The following is a 17,581-nucleotide window of genomic DNA, read 5'->3' on the forward strand; positions in this document are numbered from 1 at the left end:
AACTATTAGTTTATTTTCAACTTTTTACCAACACTTGAAGTTGGTATTTTATCCACATGTTTTAATGACAGTGAAAACTTTAGATTAGAAAGTTTACTTTGTAAAATCTTTTTTATCTCTCTTGCTGTGAACTCTTTAGAACTTTCTAGGGTAATATCTAAAACTTCACCCCTTAAAGAGTCATTATCAGAACTTACAAAAACTAAAGCCTTCTTTATCTCCTCTTCCTCTTCTAAAATATTTTCTATTTGAATAGTAGAGTATCTTTTCCCTGCAATCTTTAAAATCTGTGAACTTCTACCTACAAGTTTAAACTTCTCATTCTCTTTTTCAATATAATCAAAGGTTTGCATTACTCCATTTATATCTTTGAAACTATTTTCATAAATAGTTGTTGAAACAAAAGGTGATAAAACTTTTAATTCATTTTGCTCATTTGTTTGAATTTCAACTTTAGGCATAGGGCTCCATAAAATTTCGTCATTTAGTTTATAAGCGATTCCACCTGTTTCCGTTGAACCAAAGATTTGTATAACATCTGTATTAAACTTTTCACTAAACTCTTTTGCATTTTGAGAATCTAGTGGTCCTGTTGAACTAACAAAAGTAGCTTTTGATAAATCTTTTTCTTGTGAAATTTTATTTAAGGCTTTTATATAAAGTGGAGTAGTTACAACTAAACTATTATCATCAACTAAATTTAGTAAATCATTTGGTAAAAAGTGTTCTTTTAAAACAATATCAATATTATTTAAAAGGGGATATAAAAGACCAAATAACATTCCATAAATATGAATAAATGGCACAGTTAGAATTACTTTTTTTATTTCTCTTTTTTCAAATAGTTTTGTTAAAACTTCAACTTCTTCTTCAAGATGTTTTTTTGCTTTTAAAGCACCTACTGGATTTCCAGTACTTCCGCTTGTAAAAAACATCATAGAGAAATCTTTTTCATCAAAAATAGTATTTATCTTTTTCTTGTGTAAAAACTCTTTAATATTTAGTTCATCAAGTTTTTCTTTTAGTATTTGGTTTGTTTCATCAAATAAAATGATTTTTGAGTCATTGAAATATGCTTTGATAATATTTAAGGCATTTTGTTCTTTGGATTTAGAGTTAATATAACCTAAATGATTTTGTAAAGAACTATTCGTAAAATCTTTTTTATTTATATTATGTGTTGTAATAGTTCCATTATCGTTATGAACTTCAATCTTCATTTGATGACCTTTTTAAAAATATTAGTAAAAATGCAATAGCTAAAACACCAATTGTGGCAACTATTCCAATAGAATAAAGTGAATTTATTTTGCTAAATATAAGTACTCCAAACCCTGCAAATGTACTAAGAAGGGAAAAAAGTATAGCTTTTTTTGTATTTATATCTAAGCTTTTAGAACTATAAATAGCATAATCAATACTAATTGCTAAAATAATAAACATCATAAAAAGATGTAAGATATTAAATGACACAAAGTTAGAGTATAAAAGAATTAAAGCTAAAGGAAATAGTAAAAAACAAAGTGCAAAAAGAAATTTCTTTTTTGTAATAAATATAAGCATTAAAATAATTAGAAGTAAAGCAATAGTCCCAAGTATTAAAATATTTTCTTTTACTTCATTTAATGAATCTTCAAATAAAAACTTCATGCTAAGTGGTTTTATAAACTCTAGGGTTTTAATTTTTTCATAATCTTTGATATCTAGGGCTAAAAATACATAGTTTTTTTCTTTATATTCAAAGTAGTTTATTTTTAACTCTTTTAGTTTTTCAAAACTATAGTTTGGAAGCTCTTTTAAACTATAAGCCTCTTTAAAATAATCTTTTTTAAACCCTAAGTTAGAAGCATGAAGTTCTAACTCTTTTTTTAACTCTTTAAATCTTTCACTATTTAAAAGCTCTTTTGTCTTTTCATATTGCTTTTTTGTGATAATTAAATCAAGGGAAGAGTTTAAAGAAGGAAGAGTCTGTTTTACTCTTTGATATTTTTTTATTAAATCATTTGTTGAGGTACTTTCAATCAGTAGGGCAACTTTGTTTTCTTGTTTTAACTCTTTTTGAAAGTGAGAGTTTAAGCTGTCAAGGTTTTTGTTTTGATAATCAAGATTTCGTAAGTTTGTATCAAATGAGATATTTGATAGTGAATAAATAATTGCTAGTAAAGAGAATAAAAGAATATAAAGTTTATTTATTTTAAATTTAAAACTATTTGTCTTTTGGTTTTCCTTTAAAGTAAAACCAATTTTTGGATATAAAAAACTAAAATGAAGATATGAAACAGTAAGGGAAATAATAGTAAAAATAGCTATTTGAATAATCAAAGAAAAAGAGATAAAACTAATAGCAATAAAAGCAATAATAGTTGTCAAAAAGCCAAAGAATACTTCTTTGTTAAAGGCTTTTTTCTTTAGATAATGGCCATGCATATAGTGATGAAACATATAATCAATAGCAACGGTACTAATTGATAAACCAAATACTAAAACAAAAATAGAAACTTCACTAAAAATAGAAGTAACAACAAGAATTGAGATAATAGCTGAGGTAGCTAATGTCGTTAGAGTATTTAAAAGTAAAGGAATATTTCTTAGAATAAAAATATATAGTGTTAGTAAAATCAAAAAAGCAAATATTATGATTTTGTTTACATCAGCTTTTATAGCTTGTGAGTTTTCTACAAAATAGAAAATTGTACTAAAGGTCTTTATCTCTTTATATTTTTTTTCTATAGATTTTATTTTTGAATAAACCTCTTTGTATTTAGCTAAACTATTTATTGTTTTATCAAAGGTGTAAACTCTTATGTTTTTATTTAGCCTTTCTTTTTTAGTTTTTTCAAAAAGGTTTAAAGGGTCTTGTTTATTTATTAAAACTGGGAAAAAAGAGTTTAGTAAAGATTTTTGTATTTTTACTAACTCTTCTTTTACATCTATGTTTTCTAATCTTTTTTCATCTATATTTTTTAAAAAAAGTTGATATTTTTCTTGATACTCTAACAAAGCTTTTCTATCTAAACTATTTTCTTTGTGTAAACCTTTTATATCTAAAAGCTCTTTTTCTACATTTTTGATTTCTTGTTTAGGAAGGTTTTCAAAAGATACAAAAAGAGTTTTTGAGTCAGAGTATTTTGTATAAGCTTGTAAGATTTGTTTATTTTGCGAATCTGGCAAAATAGATAAAATACTATTTGAGATATTTGTATAGCTATTTGATAAAAAAAAAGCTAATAAAACAATAGAAAAGATTAAAAAATTTGATAGTTTAATCAATTTGTTCAATTCTTATCCTATCATTGTTTAGCATATTAATATGAAGATATTCTAATTTTGTACTTTTTTTGTAGTTTATACTTTTTACATAGTTTGCAACAATACTTTTAGGTTTTAGAAATACTTCATTATCTTTTTGTTCTATTTCAAAATAAACTTCTAAATTTGAGATATCATCTAAATAGATAGCTTCAAGTAGAGTATAATATATCTTTTTAGGCATATCTCTATTTAAATCAATCTCTACAGTTTCATCTTTTTTCTTTATAAAAAGAGTATCTTCTTGAAAAACTAATACTTCATCACTATTTTCATATGAAGTTTCTATAGAGTCTTCTTTAAAGTTTATATAACCAGTTTTTTTAGTACTTGTATCTAAAGCATCTATGTATTTTGATTCTTCAAAGTGAATAGTTTGTGCAAATATATTTATAGTAAAAAGAGTAAGAAATAGTGCTTTAATCATTTGAATCCTTTAAAAAAATAAACTTTCTATGTAAAAACTGTAATACTCCTGCAAAAATAAAAACAAAGTACCAGCCAATAGAACTATAATAAATCCAATAATCCATATTTGTATCAAAGAAAATAATAAGATGAATTATAGCATTTATTAAAGAAGTAAAAAACCAAAAAAGAGTTGATTTATGAATATACTCTTCTTCTTTTTTACTAAACTCTTTTTTTGAAAACTTTTTAGCAAAAAATAGAATAATAGAGGTTTTATTTATATATGAGATAAACATAATTGTTGTAATAAAACTTGAAATCAAAAAAGGTATAGTTTTTAGAAGTAAAAACTCTTTTAAAAAAAAAGCCAAAATAGAGATACAAATATATAAAAGAGGGTACAAATACTCTTTATAACCTCTTTTAAAAACCATTATGAACCAAAGAGTACTTAAGCAAAATATTACAAGACTTACTTTTGTAATATCAAAATATTTAAGTGATATAAATACTATTGGTGCATAAAGCAGTGAAATAATTAGGTTCATTCTTACCTAACCATTGCTCCACTGATATTTAAAACTTCACCACTTACATAAGTAGCATCATTTCCTATAAAATAAGCACATTTTGCCACTTCTTCTGGTTTTCCAAATCTATTTAAAGGAATTGCTTTTTTAAGCTCCTTGCTATTTGGAATGTTTTCTATCATTTCAGATTCAATTATACCTGGAGCAATTGCATTTGCTCTAATATTATATCTTCCAAGCTCAATTGCTAAAGTTTTTGTAAAGGCAATTACTCCACCTTTTGAAGCTGAGTAGTTAGCTTGTCCAGCATTTCCTGAGATACCTGAGATAGAAGCTACATTTACGATACTTCCTTTTTTGTTCATCATCATATTTCTAGAGATAGTTTTTGTAACATGATACATTCCAGAAAGGTTAGTATTTATTACATCTTCCCATTGCTCGTCTTCCATAAAGAAAAATAGATTGTCTTTGATGATTCCCGCATTATTTACTAAAACATCAACAGAAATATTTTCTAAAGTAGCTTTAATATCCTCTTTATCTTGCATATTAAAAGTGATTAATTCACCATGCTCAATTGAGTCTAAAATAGCTTGAGCTTTGTCTTTATTACTATTATAGTGAACATATACAAAGTAACCATTCTTTGCATACTCTTTTACAATAGCTTCACCAATAGAACCAGTTGCTCCTGTTACTAATACTTTTTTTATTTCCACAACAAACTCTTTATATAAATTTAGCTTCTTGGATTAGTTTATTGATATTTTTTATATCAATATCCATTCTTCTATCTTCAAGTAAAGGTTCTACAATTTCTCTTGTTGTATCATAGATTTTTCTTAGGTGAGGTGAAACTTGTTCTTTTCCTCTAATATCAACTGCTTGTGCCATACCTATAAAGGCAATAGAAAGCATATTATGAAGTTCTGGCATCATTTTTGCAAAATCATTTGCTGCTGTTGTACCCATAGAAACTTTATCTTGATTTAGTGATTCTGTTGGTCTTGAGTGAATAGATGCAGCAGTTGTATTTTTAATAACATCTGCACTTAATGAACTAAGACTAATTTGCATAGCTTTAAATCCATGGAAAAATGGCTCTTTTGAAAGTTTTAAGTTTTCACCTAATCCTCTATTAAATTTGTGGTCAACAAGTAGGGCAAACTCTTTATCAAGTAAGTCAGCTAAATTTGCAGCACAAATTTTTAGTGTATCCATAGCGTGAGCTACATATCCACCATAGAAGTTTCCAGAAGTATAAATCTTTTGATTTTCTCCATCAATTAGTGGGTTGTCATTTACAGAGTTGATTTCAGTCTCAACCCATTTTTTAGAAATATCAAGGTTATCTCTAATTACACCTAAAACTTGTGGTGCACATCTCATAGAGTAAGTGTCTTGGATATTTAAGTGGTTATCTGCAAAGAACTTATCATATCTATCATCTCTACCGTGAGTTAACTTTGAACCAGCTATTTTGTTTTTGATATTTTTAGCAGCTGCAATTTGTCCATCAAATGGTTTTGAATCATGTACAAAATCTGCAACAGGAGTATCATCTCCTAATAGAACCTCAAACATACCAGCAACATATGACTCCATAGAGTCTAAGATAACTTCAAACTCTTCAATCGCTTTTAAAGCAATTGCACTCATGATAGTTGTTCCATTCATAATTGCTAAGGCTTCTTTTGGTTCAAAAGAGTATGGTTCTATTCCAAGTTCATTGTAAACTTCAATAGCAGGTTTAATCTCACCTTTGTAGTAAACTTCTCTCTCACCTGCAACAACTGCTGCAATATATGATAGTGGAGTTAGGTCACCACTTGCCCCAACTGACCCTTGCGATGGAATAACTGGAATAATATCTTTTTCAATTAACATTTCAAGTCTATGTAAAAGGTTCATTGAAACCCCAGATCTAGCTTTACTTAATGAAATGGTTCTGCAAATAACTGCATATCTACATACTTCATATGATAGGTTTTTACCTATTCCACAACCATGAAATCTAAATAGATTTGTTTGAAGTTTTGCCGCATCATCATAATCTACATAGTTTTTACCACTATCTCCATACCCAGTTGTAATTCCATAAATAGGCTTACCTTGTTTGATTGTATCCATCATAAAATCATGTGTATGGTTAATAAAAGTTATAAACTTCTCATCATTTGAGATCTCAACGCTAGATGCATTTACAATCTCTTTAAGACTAATATGTCTTTTGTCAATTGTTAATTTCATTTGTCCTCCCAGAAATCGTAAAAATTGAACCATTGTAAAGGGTGTTCTTTTAAAGTTTTCTCTAATAGTTTTACATACCTTTGCATTGCTTCTTCTACAGCTTCATTTTCCTTTTTATTAGTATTTATATCAATTCTTTCAAATATCATTTCGTAAGTTTTTTTCTCTTTTAAAACAACAAAAAGTGCAATAATAGGCTTTTTTGTTTTATATGCAATAAGAAATGGATTTTTATTAAAGTGTGCATCTTTTTCAAAAAAAGAGATTTTGTGTAGGTGTTTTTTATTTATAGCTCTATCACCCATTAGTGCTACTGATTCATTATTTAGTAAAGCATTTCCAATAGAGATAGATGTAGCAATATCACCCTTTGACAGGTCGATGATATTTACATTTTTATCATTTTTTTTATTTATAACTTGTTCAAATTCACTTGCATTTTTTATCATAGCTTCATTCATAACAATATTTATTTTAATATTGTCATCTCTAAAGTAGTTACTTGCTGTTGCCCAACCACCAAAATGGTTTGATAGAAGAATAGAACCATTTTTTAATTCACTTAATAGCTCATTTCTATTTTGGTTTATGAAGTTATATATTTCAGGATTTGCCTTTGAGATAAATCTATCAGAAGTAGCTAGGGCATAGTTAAATAGGTGTTTGAAATATTTTTTATTTGAAAACTCTTCCCCAATATTTTTATAGTATTGTTTTAAAGATTCCCTTACATTTGAAGCAAATAAAAAGTAGTATAAAACAACAAAATACAAAGAGAAATAAACACTTCCATAGCCAAATATTTTATAAAATGAGTATAGAGTTTTTACAACTGGTCCACCAACTCTTTGTTTAGCTGCCATTAAAGAATACCTTTTAATAAAAATATCTTTTGTAAAAAAAGTTTTAGGTGTAAAAGTGTGATATTTATTGTGTCATTGTAGTTATCGAAGTGACTTACTCTCTCTTCAGGAGTAGGGTAATAACACTCAATTATAGTATCAGTAATATTTTTATGTTTCCAATAATGTTTTACTAAAACTTCTACTTCAAAGTTAAATCTTCTAGTTTTGATATTTAAATCAAGTATTGAAACAGGGTATAGTCTAAAACCAGTTAGTGAGTCATTTATGTGGTAACCACTATTTAATCTAATCCAAAAGTTATGAAAGGCTCTACCTATTTTCGATTTTTGTGGAACATTGTCTATTTCAAAGTTTCTTGCACCCATAACAATTTGGTTTTCACTGTTTATACAGGCTTTTAGTTTCGCTATCTCTGAAGCTAAATGTTGACCATCTCCATCCATACTTACAAAGTATTCATATCCAAGCTCTTTTGCTTTTTGTGCGCCTGTAAGAATAGCTTGGCCTTTACCTTGATTTTGTTCATGTCTTAAAACAGTAACATCTTCATTTTTTTCAATTAAACTAGAAACTTCAATATCTGAACCATCATCTACAACAATAACTTTGTAGTTGTGATTTAAAATGTCTTTTATTACATTTGAGATTGTTTTTGGGTTGTTGAAAGTAGGAACAACTATGATAATATCATTTTTGTACAATGGAGAACTCACTACATTTTTTATTTTCTTTTTCAATTTTTACATTAAAAGTTTTATCTTTTATTTTTACAAGATAAGTTACTTTATCCTCTGGAAGAACTGCTTGTAAGAATTTAGCTTTTTTTACTTCTATAACATCAATTGATAAAATTTCACTTATGATATCTATTTGAAGAAATCCTGGAAGTAAACTATTATCTGGAAAGTGAGCTTTGAAAATTTCATGACTTTTGTCTGCAAATAATACTTCTATTTCAGCATAGTCATTCTCTTTTTTTAGAACATTAAAACTATATAAATTGTTCAATTACTTATTACCTTGTAAATGCAAATATTAGATTCAATTGTATCAAAAGTAAACTAAGTATATAATAAGAAAAAATTATTTGTATTACTTCTTGGAGGACTTAATGGAAGAAAATTGTGATGTGTTGGTTATTGGTGGGGGACCAAGTGGTTCTGTTGCTGCGTGCAAACTATTAAAGGCTGGGTTTAGTGTAACAATATTAGAGAAGTTAGAATTTCCTAGGTTTGTTATTGGAGAATCACTACTTCCAAGGTGTAATGAGATTTTAGAGAAAAACGGTTTAATTGATGTTATTGAAGAGCAAGGTTTTATGCTAAAACCAGGTGCAATTTTCATTGATGAAAATAAACAAGAAGAGCTAATTGATTTTAGAAATAACTTAGGTCAAAAATGGGGAACAAGTTATCAAGTAAAAAGAGAAGAGTTTGATAATGTTCTTTTAGAAACTGCCAAAAAATGGGGAGCAGATGTTAGACATAAGTATGAAGTAACTGCTTATGATAATGACAATAACAAAGTTACTGCAACAGATGAAAATGGTGAAGAAAGAGTATTTAAAGCAAGATTTGTATTAGATGCTTCTGGATATGGAAGAGTATTACCTAAACTTTTAGATTTAGATATTCCTTCTGATTTAAGACTTAGAAATGCAATTTTCACAAGAGTTGAAGGTGAAACAAGAAGAGAAAAAGATAAAGAAGGTTTTATTGATATTGTAATCCATGATGATAATAAAGCATGGTTATGGGGCATTCCTTTTAGTGATGGAGTAACTTCTATAGGTGTTGTTTGTGAAGAATCATATTTTGAAGAAACTGGTCTGAGCCTTGAAGACTTCTTTGACAAAGTAATTAATGAGCACGAATATTTAAAAGAGAAATATAAAGATGCTAAGAAGTTAAGACCTGTAGGAGTTATCAATGGTTACTCAGCAGCAATTAAAACTATGCATGGAAAAGGTTTTGCCTTAAGTGGAAATGCAACTGAGTTTTTAGATCCAGTTTTCTCTTCTGGTGTAACATTAGCTTTAGAGTCTTCAGATAGAGTTGGAGATTTAATTATTAAAGAATTAAATGGTGAAAAAGTAGATTGGCAAAAAGATTATGAAGATTATATGATGATTGGAATTAATGTATTTAGAGAGTTTGTTTATGCTTGGTATGAAGGAAAATTAAGAAAGATTTTCTATGCTCCAAATAAAGCTGAAAAGATAAAACAATCAGTAGCTTCAATTCTTTCTGGGTATGTTTGGGATGAAGATAACTACTTTGTTAAAAACTCAAAACAAAAAATTGATGCCCTTATCTCAATGGTTTAGACATCTATATAAGATGTCTAAAAGGGCTAAAATAATATAATAATATAATAAAATAGACTAAAAGAGGGATAAAATTAATGGCAATTTCAAGCAATGAGTTTAAGCAAGTTTTAATTGATGGTTTAAAACTTGAAGATATTGAAGTTGGAGATATTGAAGATGCAGATGCACTTTTTGGGGATGAAGGTTTAGGTTTAGATTCAGTTGATTCAATTGAATTAGTATTAATTATTGAAAAAGAGTATGGTGTAAAAATTCAAAACCCAGAGCAGTATAATGAAATTTTTGCATCAGTAGAGAACTTATTAAAATATATTAATGACAACAAATAAAAAGGCATATATAAATAGTTTTGAAGCAGTAAGCTGTGCTGGACTTGATTCCCAACAGCTTTTCGCTTCAATCTGCGAAAAAAAAGATTGTATTTCAATTGATAACTCTTATGTTCAAGATAGAAGTGTTGCAATTGGAAAAATAGATTCAAACTTATCTTTTAGCGACTTACTTACAAAAACAGTAAACAAAGTACTTACAAACTCTAATCTAGAAAACTACGATAATACTTTACTTATAATTGGCTCTTCTGTTGGTGGAATGAACGAAACAGAAAAAGTTTTTTTTAAAGATTCTAGTTATGAAAATATTGACTATAAAAAACATCCAATTGATGCAATAGCTTATCACTTAAAACAAGATTTCAATTTTTATGATGATATCTCTTTTTCTACAGCTTGTACTTCTAGTGCTAATGCTTTAGGGTATGCAAAAGAGGTAATAAATAAAGGTATTTATAAAAACGTTTTAGTTGTAGGTGTAGATGCTTTATCTTATACTACTGTTTGTGGATTTTCAGCACTAAGTGTTTTATCATCAAATCCTTGTACTCCATTTGAAAAAAATAGAGAAGGGATGAATGTAGCTGAAGCTATTGCAGTTCTTTTAATCCAAGATGAAAAAGAAGATTCAACAAGTGTTGAAATATGTGGAGCTGGATATAGTTCAGATGGTCACCACATGACTCAGCCTCACCCTGAAGGTTTAGGTGCTGCAAAAGCAATGCAAAATGCTATTGATGATGCAAAAATAAATAAAGAAAAAATATCTTATATCAATGCTCATGGTACAGGAACTATGGCAAATGATTCTTCAGAATTAAATGCAATTTCATTGGTATTTGATACTTCAAAACCTTATGTTAGTTCAACAAAATCTTTTACAGGACATACTTTAGGAGCTGCTGGAGCTATTGAAGCTATTATTGCTTGTCTGAGTTTACAAAAACAGATAATACCACCTTCAAAAAATATCAAAGATGTGGAAAGAGAAGATATCTTATTTACAAATGAACCTTTAAAACAAGAAGTTTCATATGTACTTTCTAACTCATTTGCCTTTGGTGGAAATAATACAAGTATTCTTTTAGGACTAAGCAATGACAATTAATTTAGAAATTTTAAATGCAGCATTTTTATTAGCTCCTACACAAGTTGAGGATTTAAACACAAAAGCTTTAGTTCCTAAAATGGTATTTAGAAGAAGATTAACAAGAGCTTCTAAATTAACAGTAGAGCTTATGGACAAAGTTGATTTTAAACAAGGAAGAATTATGTATGGAAGTGCATATGGTGAACTTCCTGCAACTGCAAATATTTTAAATGCAATTTTAAATAAAGAGGGAATCTCTCCTACAGACTTCCAAAACTCTGTTTATAATACACCAGTATCTTATGCTTCGATTTTAGAAAAAAATGAGAGTGAAATCTTGACTATCTCTTGTGGAGATAATACTTCTAATCGACTTCTAAAAATGGGAGCTATAAAAGCTTTAGATGGTGATGAGATTTTATTAGTGGTTACTGAAACTATGAACATTGAGAATATTGAGCAAGTAAATAAGTGTATTGATTTCCTTGAAGTTGCAGTTGCTTTAAAAGTAAAAGTTACTAAAGAAGAAGCAACAATTAGTTTTGAAGATGATAATACTAAGTGTCCAGAGTCTGTAAAAGAACTTTTATCATATGCAAAACAGTTCAATGAAAATCAAAAAAATATTATAGAGGTGAAACTATGAATATCCCTCATCAAGAACCAATAAAGTTTGCAAAAGAGCTTTTAGAAGTAAACAAAGAGTTTATAAAAGTTAAATGTGAATTTACTTCTTTACCAACTTTACCAATGCTTTTTGAAGCAGCAGCACAAAGTTCTGCTGGATTTTCACAAGAAAAAGAAGCAAAAATTGGTTTTTTAGTATCAGTAAAAGAAGTAAAACTAAATAAAGAACCAGATACTTTAGAATATATAATTAAAGTAGAAAAGAATTTAGAGTTTGGTGCTGTTTGTGAATTCTCTTTTAATGTTTTTGATTTAGCAGAGAATACAAACTACGCAACAGGTGTTTTAACAGTAATGATACAAGAGTAATGAAAAAGTTTCTTTTTACTTTCTCTTTATTTATTTATTGTTTAAATGCCCAGTTCATTAAAGAACCAATCTTTAATGAAGTAAGTTACGTAGAAACTTATGGAAACCCTAAAAATGAAGCAATAGTTTTTGTTCATGGTTTAGGAAAAGAAGCTTCATCTATTTGGCTTGAATCAGTTGAAGCTTTAAAAAAAGATTACTATATTTTGATATTTGATTTACCAGGTTTTGGAAAGTCAGATAAATCCAACCAATTATACTCTCCAAAAAGATATGTAGGTTTTATTGATACTTTAATAGATAACTTTGTTGATAAGCCTTTTCACTTAGTGGGTCATTCTATGGGAGCTAGTATTAGTTTAAAATATACAAGTTTAAATCAAGAAAGAGTAAAAAGTTTAACACTTATCGATGCTGCAGCAATTTTACATAAAGTTGCTTATTCGGAGTTTTTAGTTAAATATAAAGTAAAAGAAACTGTAAAGAGTGATGCTGTTTCAGATTTTATGTCTGAACTTCCTCAAATGATAGATACTATTATGCCTTTTGAAGTAGATACTATGTTAAACTCTAAATTAACTAGAAAGGTAATTCTTCGTTCAAACCCAAATACAATTGCTGCTATGGCTTTAGCTGAGGAAAACTTCTCTTCTATTCCCCAAAAAATTGAAGTACCAACTTTAATTCTTTGGGGGGAAGAGGATAAAACTGCACCTCCTAGAACAGGATATGCTTTAAATAAATTAATTAAAAACTCTAAATTAGAGATTATTGAAGACTCAAAACATACTCCAATGGTAGACAATTTTGAAACCTATTTAGATTTGTTAAAAAAACATCTAAAAACAAAAAGATATATAAAAAAAGATACTAAAATTGAGCCATCATCTAGGGAAGTTGTAATTAGAAATGATGAAGGTAGAGTTTTAAAGGGTCATTTTAAAAAAGTGGAAGTTTATGATAGTAAAGATATTACTCTAAAAGATGCTTTTATTGAAGAGTTAATTATCTACAATTCAAAAATAGATTTTATAAACTCAAAACTTGATTTAACAAAAGATAGTTTTATTATTAATTCAAAAGTTCAAATGACAGCAACTACAATAAAGCTAGATAAACCTATTGAGATAAACAATTCTGATTTTGATTTGGCTGCCGTTGATGTAGAGACTAAGACAAAAGCTTTTTATACGAATAGTGAAAAAAAGCAAGAGGTAGTTTACTCTTTATGTACTGTTAATTCTCAACCTAGACATGGGGTATTTACTGTAGGTCACTTCTAAAATAAAAGCTATTATTTTCTACCAAGAGATAAAATGTTAGAATATCTAACTTATTATTTTAGGAATATATATGGCATTTAACGAGATAATTAAATCTAGTTCTACAAGAATTAAAACTGGTATTGCATTGATATTAGCTGTACTAGTTATAGGGTACATTGATTCATTTTTTATAATGTGGTTACTGTTTGGGATTTTGTTAGTAGTTTCAATTAATGAATCTATGAAAATGTATAAGATGCAAAGTGACTCTATATACTTTTATACAGGAAGTATCTGGTTTTTAGCTTACTTCTATCCTTACCCAGAAGACTTAGTATTTTTATTAGCAATAGTTTATGCTTCTTTAATCGCATATAAAAAAGAGATTGATAGAAAACTTTTCTTACCACTACTTTATCCAACAGCTTCATTTCTGTTTTTACTAGCACTTTATAGTGAGTATGGTGTTATGTCTTTATTATGGTTACTTGTAATTGTAGCAGGTGCTGATATTGGAGCATATTTTGTTGGTAGAAGTATGGGAAAAACAAAGTTTTGTGAAACAAGTCCTAACAAAACAATTGAAGGTGTGATTGGTGGAGTTGTGGTTGCAACTATCTTTGGTCTTATCTTCTCTCTTGACAATATCTCAACTTTAGGGGCAATTGTTATTTCAGTTGCAGTAGCAATTTCTTCAGTATTTGGAGACCTTTTTGAATCATATTTAAAAAGACTTTCTGGCATCAAAGATAGTGGAGATATTTTACCAGGACATGGAGGAATTCTAGATAGAACTGATGGATACCTTTTTGGTGGAGTTCTTATGTTAATGATTCTAAGAGCAGTAATGTGATAGTCCTTGGTTCTACAGGCTCTATAGGGGTAAATACTCTAAATATAGCTAGAAAATTCAAGTTAAATGTTGAGGTTTTAGTTGCTGGAACTAATATTGAGCTACTAAATAAACAAGTAGAAGAGTTTAAGCCCAAAAAAGTTGTAATAGCAAGAAAAGATGACCTTCATAAAGTAAATCATAAAAATGTTAGTTTTGGTGAAGATGCAATTTTAAGAGCAATTGAAGAATCAGAGGCTAAAACAGTTGTAAATGCACTTGTAGGTTTTCTAGGTTTAAGACCAACACTAAAAGCAATTGAGTGTAAAAAGAAAATAGCTCTTGCAAACAAAGAGTCTTTAGTTGTTGCAGGGAAGTTTATTGACCAAACAAAGTTAAGTCCTATAGATTCAGAGCATTTTGCACTTTGGTATTTACTTCAAGATAAAAAAATCTCTTCTATGACTATTACAGCAAGTGGTGGTTCTTTTAGGGATTATCCACTAGAAAAGCTAAAAGATGTTTCTATTAAAGAAGCTTTAAATCATCCAAATTGGTCAATGGGAAATAAAATCACAATAGATTCAGCAACAATGACAAATAAAATGTTTGAGCTTATGGAAGCAGCATGGTTATTTGATACTAGAAGATTAGATGCTATTATTGAAACAAAATCTTTAATTCATGGTTTAGTTAATTTTGAAGATGGAAGTTCAACTGCACATATAGCAAATGCTTCTATGCAACTTCCTATTGCTTATGCAATTTTAGGAAAATGTGATGAGCAAGTTTTAGAACCAGTTGATTTACTTAAAGTAGGAAGTTTAGAGTTTAGGCAGATTGATAAACAAAGATATCCAATCTGGGAAGTTAAAGACACTATTTTAGAAAACTTAGATTTAGGTGTTGTTTTAAATGCTGCAAATGAAGTAGCTGTATCAAAGTTTTTAAATTCTGAAATTGGATTTTTAGATGTATCAAAAATGAGTTTAGATGCATTAGAAAGATTTTCAAGTGTAAAAGCAAACTCTATTGATGATATTTTTGAAATAGATAAAGAAGTTAGGTCTTACTATGACTCTTGATTTACTTATTCCTTTTGGGATACTATTAATATTAGTAGTTTATCTAATTTATACACGAAGTAAGTTTGAAAAAAATATTGTAAATATGTATGAAGAAAAGTTTGAACAGTGGAAAGAAAACTCAGGTTCAAATGAAGAGAATAAAAAGGTTTGTAAAGAGCTAGTTGGAATTATTTATAAAGAAGAGTATAATATAACAGTAGAACTTATGGATGAAAGTGTAAGAAGAAACTTACAACAAGGAAAATATAAAATAAAGGATAAGTAATGAAAGCCTTATTCTTCCTAATGTTAATTTTCTCTTTTTCATTTGCACTTGCAAGTGATTTAAAAAGAAATAGCTCATTAAAAGTTGTTGTAGATAATACAAACAAGTTAATGTGGGTTGATAATTCTAGTGTTTTAAAATTAAAGTTTACCCATGAAGAGGGTGAAGAGTATTGTGAGAACTTATCTTATGGTGGATACTCTAACTGGCGACTTCCTGATATTGAAGAATTAAAATTAATAGTAGATAAAAGAAACGAAAAAACAAATATACACAAAAGTTTTAGATATAGAATTGCAGATGGTTTTTGGGCAAGTAAAGCTCACTGGAGAACACTGTGGTTTTATGCTGATTATATGTACTTTATCAGTGGAACCCCTTATTTTGATAGTAGACATAAAAAGAAATATGTAAGATGCGTAAGAAGCATATAAAGAAAGGTAAAAAAGAAAAAATGGAAAAAAGAGTTTTAGTTTTACATGGATTAGGTGGAAGTGATTTTCCCCATTGGCAAGCACATTTAACAAGAGATTTAATAGAGCAAAATACACCTGTATCATTTCCTGCTTTACCAAATAGAAATAATCCAGACCTTGAAGAGTGGAAAGCTTATGTAAAAGCAGAAATTGAACATTTTAAACCTACTATTGTGGTTTGTCACTCTTTAGCAAATATTCTTTGGTTTCATTTATGTGAAGAATTAGATATAAATCTAAAGAAGTTAATGTTAGTAGCACCTGTAAGAAATAAAGAGTTAGAAGAAGCAAAGACATTTTTCCCTTATCCAGTTCCAAGTGATTTAAAATCTGAGGAAGTAATTATTGCAGCTTCAACAAATGATCCATATATGAATGTAGAAGAAGCAATTAGACTACAAAGTAAACTTAATGTTGGAATGAAACTTTTAGAAGAAGCAGGACATATTAATGCTGATTCTGGATATGGAAAACTTGATTGTGCTCTTGATTGGTTAAATAGAGAAGAAGAGTGTGAGGAAAATGCTTAAATGTCTGATTCATTAATACTTTCAATTGAGTCATCATGTGATGATAGTTCCATTGCAATAACAGATATTGAAACAAAAAAATTAGTTTATCATAAAAAGATATCACAAGAACTACAACACTCTGTTTATGGTGGAGTAGTACCTGAACTAGCTGCGAGACTTCATGTGGAGGCTCTTCCAAAAATTCTTGAAGAGTGTAAAGAGTACTTTCCAAAGCTAAAAGCAATAGCTGTTACAAATGCTCCTGGGCTTTCGGTTACACTTATGGAAGGTGTAACTATGGCAAAGGCTTTAAGTGTAAGTTTAAAACTTCCTCTAATAGCTGTAAACCATCTAAAAGGTCATATCTATTCACTATTTATAGAAAAAGAAGAAGTTCTTCCTATGACTATTTTATTAGTTTCTGGTGGGCATACTCAACTTATAGAAGCTAACTCTTTAAATGATATGAAATTAATAGCAAGTACACTTGATGATAGTTTTGGAGAAAGCTTTGATAAAGTTGCAAAGATGATGAACTTAGGTTATCCAGGTGGTCCTATTGTTCAAGAAAAAGCACTTAAAGGAGATGATGAAAGATTTGACTTTCCTATTCCTTTAAGACAAAGTCCAAATATAGAATTCTCATATTCAGGTCTAAAAAATGCAGTAAGATTAAGACTTGAAAAACTAGAAGAAGAAGGTCTTTGTGAAGAAGATGTTTGTGATGTATGTGCTTCTTTTGAAAAAACAGCAGTAGCTCATATTATGCAAAAGGTTAAAAAACTATTTAAACAAAAGTTGCCTAAAAACTTTGCAATAGTAGGTGGAGCAAGTGCAAATATTAGACTTAGAACGGCAATTGAAGATTTATGTAAAGCAAATAGAGTTAATCTTTATCTTAGTGAATTAAAATACTGTTCTGATAATGCAGCCATGATTGGAAGAGTAGCAGTAGAACAATACAAAAATAAAGAGTTTACAACGATAGAAGATATTGATGTAAAAACTAGACTAAAGGAGTTTTAAT

General features: G+C 28.5%; 21 protein-coding genes. 12 read left to right on the top strand and 9 right to left on the bottom strand.

Features of this window, described 5'->3' with window-relative positions:
• Positions 1-5: 5 nt before the first annotated feature.
• Genes CRV03_RS07690 through CRV03_RS07730 form a run of 9 tightly spaced genes read right to left on the bottom strand, consistent with a single transcriptional unit; the run spans position 6 to position 8,377 of the window.
• Positions 6-1,220: an AMP-binding protein gene (locus CRV03_RS07690; protein WP_129084568.1), complete on the bottom strand. Its 1,215-nt coding sequence runs from the start codon at positions 1,218-1,220 to the stop codon at positions 6-8.
• Positions 1,210-3,279 (bottom strand): hypothetical protein, encoded by a 2,070-nt coding sequence (locus CRV03_RS07695; protein ID WP_129084569.1) that lies wholly within the window; start codon positions 3,277-3,279, stop codon positions 1,210-1,212. Before CRV03_RS07695 ends, CRV03_RS07690 begins: the two co-directional genes overlap by 11 nt.
• Positions 3,263-3,736 carry a hypothetical protein gene (locus CRV03_RS07700; protein WP_129084570.1) on the bottom strand — a complete coding sequence of 158 codons (474 nt, stop codon included), beginning with the start codon at positions 3,734-3,736 and terminating at the stop codon, positions 3,263-3,265. Before CRV03_RS07700 ends, CRV03_RS07695 begins: the two co-directional genes overlap by 17 nt.
• Complete coding sequence (locus CRV03_RS07705) at positions 3,729-4,268, bottom strand: hypothetical protein (RefSeq protein ID WP_129084571.1); 540 nt, start codon at positions 4,266-4,268, stop codon at positions 3,729-3,731. The genes CRV03_RS07700 and CRV03_RS07705 overlap by 8 nt, the downstream gene beginning before the upstream one ends.
• Before the next feature lie 2 nt (positions 4,269-4,270).
• Positions 4,271-4,972: an SDR family NAD(P)-dependent oxidoreductase gene (locus CRV03_RS07710; protein ID WP_258239040.1), complete on the bottom strand. Its 702-nt coding sequence runs from the start codon at positions 4,970-4,972 to the stop codon at positions 4,271-4,273.
• A gap of 10 nt (positions 4,973-4,982) precedes the next feature.
• A complete protein-coding gene (gene hutH / locus CRV03_RS07715; protein WP_129084572.1) occupies positions 4,983-6,503 on the bottom strand; it encodes a histidine ammonia-lyase in 1,521 nt (506 codons plus the stop codon).
• On the bottom strand, positions 6,500-7,366 hold the full coding sequence (locus CRV03_RS07720; protein WP_129084573.1) for a lysophospholipid acyltransferase family protein: 867 nt from the start codon (positions 7,364-7,366) through the stop codon (positions 6,500-6,502). The genes hutH and CRV03_RS07720 overlap by 4 nt, the downstream gene beginning before the upstream one ends.
• The gene (locus tag CRV03_RS07725) at positions 7,366-8,070 is read right to left on the bottom strand and encodes a glycosyltransferase family 2 protein (RefSeq protein ID WP_129084689.1); all 705 of its coding nucleotides are present in this window, start codon (positions 8,068-8,070) and stop codon (positions 7,366-7,368) included. Before CRV03_RS07725 ends, CRV03_RS07720 begins: the two co-directional genes overlap by 1 nt.
• A complete protein-coding gene (locus CRV03_RS07730; protein WP_129084574.1) occupies positions 8,057-8,377 on the bottom strand; it encodes a hypothetical protein in 321 nt (106 codons plus the stop codon). Before CRV03_RS07730 ends, CRV03_RS07725 begins: the two co-directional genes overlap by 14 nt.
• A gap of 103 nt (positions 8,378-8,480) precedes the next feature.
• On the opposite strand from CRV03_RS07730, the gene CRV03_RS07735 reads away from it, so the two are divergent.
• From CRV03_RS07735 to tsaD, 12 genes are all read left to right on the top strand, one after another.
• The gene (locus CRV03_RS07735; RefSeq protein ID WP_129084575.1) at positions 8,481-9,695 is read left to right on the top strand and encodes an NAD(P)/FAD-dependent oxidoreductase; all 1,215 of its coding nucleotides are present in this window, start codon (positions 8,481-8,483) and stop codon (positions 9,693-9,695) included.
• A 77-nt stretch (positions 9,696-9,772) separates the two neighbouring features.
• Positions 9,773-10,027, top strand: a complete 255-nt coding sequence (locus CRV03_RS07740; RefSeq protein WP_129061603.1) for a phosphopantetheine-binding protein — start codon at positions 9,773-9,775, stop codon at positions 10,025-10,027.
• On the top strand, positions 10,014-11,138 hold the full coding sequence (locus CRV03_RS07745) for a beta-ketoacyl synthase N-terminal-like domain-containing protein (RefSeq protein WP_129084576.1): 1,125 nt from the start codon (positions 10,014-10,016) through the stop codon (positions 11,136-11,138). The genes CRV03_RS07740 and CRV03_RS07745 overlap by 14 nt, the downstream gene beginning before the upstream one ends.
• On the top strand, positions 11,128-11,766 hold the full coding sequence (locus tag CRV03_RS07750) for a beta-ketoacyl synthase chain length factor (RefSeq protein WP_129084577.1): 639 nt from the start codon (positions 11,128-11,130) through the stop codon (positions 11,764-11,766). The genes CRV03_RS07745 and CRV03_RS07750 overlap by 11 nt, the downstream gene beginning before the upstream one ends.
• Positions 11,763-12,116, top strand: coding sequence for a hypothetical protein (locus tag CRV03_RS07755; RefSeq protein WP_129084578.1), 354 nt, complete (start codon positions 11,763-11,765; stop codon positions 12,114-12,116). Before CRV03_RS07750 ends, CRV03_RS07755 begins: the two co-directional genes overlap by 4 nt.
• Positions 12,116-13,399: an alpha/beta fold hydrolase gene (locus CRV03_RS07760; RefSeq protein WP_129084579.1), complete on the top strand. Its 1,284-nt coding sequence runs from the start codon at positions 12,116-12,118 to the stop codon at positions 13,397-13,399. Before CRV03_RS07755 ends, CRV03_RS07760 begins: the two co-directional genes overlap by 1 nt.
• Positions 13,400-13,469: 70 nt before the next feature.
• Positions 13,470-14,234: a phosphatidate cytidylyltransferase gene (locus tag CRV03_RS07765; RefSeq protein ID WP_129084580.1), complete on the top strand. Its 765-nt coding sequence runs from the start codon at positions 13,470-13,472 to the stop codon at positions 14,232-14,234.
• Positions 14,231-15,298, top strand: a complete 1,068-nt coding sequence (gene dxr / locus CRV03_RS07770; RefSeq protein WP_129084581.1) for a 1-deoxy-D-xylulose-5-phosphate reductoisomerase — start codon at positions 14,231-14,233, stop codon at positions 15,296-15,298. The genes CRV03_RS07765 and dxr overlap by 4 nt, the downstream gene beginning before the upstream one ends.
• Positions 15,288-15,566, top strand: coding sequence for a hypothetical protein (locus tag CRV03_RS07775; protein WP_129084582.1), 279 nt, complete (start codon positions 15,288-15,290; stop codon positions 15,564-15,566). The genes dxr and CRV03_RS07775 overlap by 11 nt, the downstream gene beginning before the upstream one ends.
• Entirely contained in the window at positions 15,566-16,000 is a 435-nt protein-coding gene (locus CRV03_RS07780) for a DUF1566 domain-containing protein (protein ID WP_129084583.1), read from the top strand. The genes CRV03_RS07775 and CRV03_RS07780 overlap by 1 nt, the downstream gene beginning before the upstream one ends.
• Positions 16,001-16,020: 20 nt before the next feature.
• Entirely contained in the window at positions 16,021-16,572 is a 552-nt protein-coding gene (locus CRV03_RS07785; protein ID WP_129084584.1) for an alpha/beta hydrolase, read from the top strand.
• Positions 16,573-17,580 carry a tRNA (adenosine(37)-N6)-threonylcarbamoyltransferase complex transferase subunit TsaD gene (tsaD, locus tag CRV03_RS07790; protein WP_129084585.1) on the top strand — a complete coding sequence of 336 codons (1,008 nt, stop codon included), beginning with the start codon at positions 16,573-16,575 and terminating at the stop codon, positions 17,578-17,580. It begins immediately after the preceding gene.
• The last annotated feature ends 1 nt before the right edge of the window (position 17,581 follow it).

Origin of the sequence: Arcobacter sp. F155 (genome assembly GCF_004116455.1) — a bacterium.
Classification (GTDB): Bacteria; Campylobacterota; Campylobacteria; order Campylobacterales; family Arcobacteraceae; genus Halarcobacter.